Origin of the sequence: Pseudomonas sp. P7779 (assembly GCF_013386315.1) — a bacterium.
Taxonomy (GTDB): domain Bacteria; phylum Pseudomonadota; class Gammaproteobacteria; order Pseudomonadales; family Pseudomonadaceae; genus Aquipseudomonas.
On sequence record NZ_JACARZ010000216.1, the window covers coordinates 1 to 741 of the forward strand.

General features: G+C 62.5%; 1 protein-coding gene. It reads right to left on the minus strand.

Annotated elements, in window-relative coordinates:
- A partial coding sequence (locus tag HX869_RS31255; RefSeq protein ID WP_178904185.1) for an aminotransferase class III-fold pyridoxal phosphate-dependent enzyme occupies positions 1–741 on the minus strand: 741 nt, incomplete at both ends.

A 741-nucleotide genomic window follows, 5' to 3' on the forward strand; every position in this document is an offset into this window, starting at 1 on the left:
GGTCAGGCCCTTGGCGATGGACAGGGTGTCGGGCTCGAAACCGAAGTGTTGATGGGCGAACCATTCGCCGGTACGGCCAAAGCCACCAATCACCTCATCGGCACACAGCAGCACATCGTATTGCCGGCAAATGCGCTGGATCTCGGGCCAGTAGCTTTCCGGCGGGAAGATCATGCCGCCCGCGCCCTGGAACGGCTCGGCGATAAACCCGGCGACGTTTTCAGCGCCCAGCTCGAGGATTTTCTCTTCCAGCTGCAAGGCGCAGCGGCGGCCGAACTCGGCAGGCGTCAGCTCGCCGCCATGGGCGTACCAGTAGGGTTCGTCAATGTGTGCCACGTCGGGAATCAGGCCGCCCATCTCGTGCATGAACTTCATGCCGCCCAGGGCAGACGCCGCCAGCGTGGAGCCGTGATAACCATTCCAGCGCCCGATCATGATTTTTTTCTGCGGCTGGCCGACCACTTGCCAGTAACGGCGCACGGTACGGATCAGTACTTCGTTGGCCTCGGAGCCGGAGTTGGTGTAGATCACGTGGCTGTAGTGGCCCGGCAACAGGCTGAAGAGCAACTCCGACAGCTCGATCACCGCCGGGTGGGTGGTGTGGAAGAACATGTTGTAGTACGCCAACTGGTCCATCTGGGCGGCAGCGGCAGCGGTCAAGTCCCTGCGACCGTAACCCAGCTGGGTGCACCACAGGCCCGACATGCCGTCCAGGTAACGCTTGCCTTCGCTGTCCCACAG